This window comes from Streptomyces sp. KR55 (assembly GCF_052245645.1).
In the GTDB taxonomy this organism is placed as follows: domain Bacteria; phylum Actinomycetota; class Actinomycetes; order Streptomycetales; family Streptomycetaceae; genus Streptomyces; species Streptomyces flavusporus.
Window position 1 is genome coordinate 1 of record NZ_JBQQCE010000893.1, and the last position, 1,427, is coordinate 1,427.

The window sequence follows — 1,427 nt, forward strand, 5'->3', positions numbered from 1 at the left end:
GTCGCCGAGGCGGTCGCCGCGGAGGTGGACATCGCCCCCGAGCACGTGATCGCCGAAGTCATGCCGCAGGACAAGGTCGACGCCGTCAAGCGCCTGCAGAGCGAGGGCCGTTCGGTCGCGATGGTCGGCGACGGCGTCAACGACGCCGCCGCACTCGCCCAGGCCGACCTGGGCCTGGCGATGGGAACGGGCACGGACGCCGCTATCGAGGCGGGCGACCTGACACTGGTGCGGGGTGACCTGAGGGTCGCCGTGGACGCCATCCGCCTCTCCCGCAAGACGCTGGGCACCATCAGGTCCAACCTCTTCTGGGCCTTCGCCTACAACGTCGCCGCCCTGCCGCTCGCCGCCGCCGGCCTGCTCAACCCGATGATCGCGGGCGCGGCCATGGCCTTCTCCTCGGTCTTCGTGGTCGGCAACAGCCTGCGACTGCGCGGCTTCCAGCCCACCGACCGCTGAACCGCCGACGAGGAATGGGAGACCACCGTGCCCGGATACCACGCCCAACGGGACGACATACAAGGATCGAGATCGAGGTACCCGAGCGAATCTCGTCCTCGGCTTCGACGACCAGCTGATGGCCGAATGGCTCGACCTGTCCACCGTGGTCCCGTCTCCCTCTGACTTGGCCGTGTCGCCGCCTACAGGCAGGGCCCGGCCGCCCCGCGTGCCGGCTGCACATACGCCTTGGAACCGACCTCGAAGGAGCAGCCGGTGACACCGCCCGTCCCCCAGGGCCTCTCGCCGCTGCGGTAGCGGTGGATCCTGCTGACCACTCGGCATCCGCAGGTGCGGTTCGTGTACTGGCCACCGCAATGCCCGACCGGGCACCGCAACCTGCGCATATTCGACCAAGACGGATCTGGTCGACGGTCGTCCTGCCGAAGCCCTGCTCGGCGAAGAGCTGGAACACGAATGCGGCGGCGGGAATGAATCCGGCGGGGGGCTGGTTGTACGGAGTGGTTGAAGTTTTTGTGTCTGTGTTTCACCGCACGCTCGCGAAGAACGATGTCGCGGGCGCCGCCTTCCTTCAGGGAACTGGAGAAGTCGCGTCCAGGCCGGCCCGGGGCACCGCACGGTGCGGGTCCCGTACCCAGCCCCTGCGAGGAGCAAGAAATGACTCAGGGAACCGTCAAGTGGTTCAACGCCGAGAAGGGCTTCGGCTTCATCGCCCAGGCCGACGGACCGGACGTCTTCGTGCACTACTCCGAGATCGACGGCCACGGCTTCCGTAGCCTCGAGGAGAACCAGCGCGTCGAGTTCGACGTGGTCCAAGGCCCTAAGGGCCCGCAGGCCGCACACGTCCGCGCCATCTGAGGTCCGGCGGGCGAGACCTACCGAACACCTGCAGACGAACCGGAGGGCCGGCGCCACAAGGCGCCGGCCCTCTGCATGTCCCGGACCGCTCTGCCTGGCGTCAGTTCGCC

3 protein-coding genes are annotated in these 1,427 nt (G+C 68.3%); 2 read left to right on the top strand and 1 reads right to left on the bottom strand.

The annotated features are described in order from the left end of the window. Positions 1 to 459: HAD-IC family P-type ATPase (locus tag ACTWQJ_RS51305; RefSeq protein WP_443313188.1), on the top strand; the 459-nt coding region annotated here is incomplete at its 5' end. A gap of 182 nt (positions 460 to 641) precedes the next feature. Here ACTWQJ_RS51305 and ACTWQJ_RS51310 read toward each other — a convergent pair. Continuing rightward, positions 642 to 776, bottom strand: a complete 135-nt coding sequence (locus ACTWQJ_RS51310; protein ID WP_443313189.1) for a hypothetical protein — start codon at positions 774 to 776, stop codon at positions 642 to 644. Between the two features lie 340 nt (positions 777 to 1,116). Here ACTWQJ_RS51310 and ACTWQJ_RS51315 point away from each other — a divergent pair, with 340 nt between their 5' ends. Beyond that, positions 1,117 to 1,317, top strand: coding sequence for a cold-shock protein (locus ACTWQJ_RS51315; protein WP_443313190.1), 201 nt, complete (start codon positions 1,117 to 1,119; stop codon positions 1,315 to 1,317). Positions 1,318 to 1,427 lie beyond the last annotated feature (110 nt).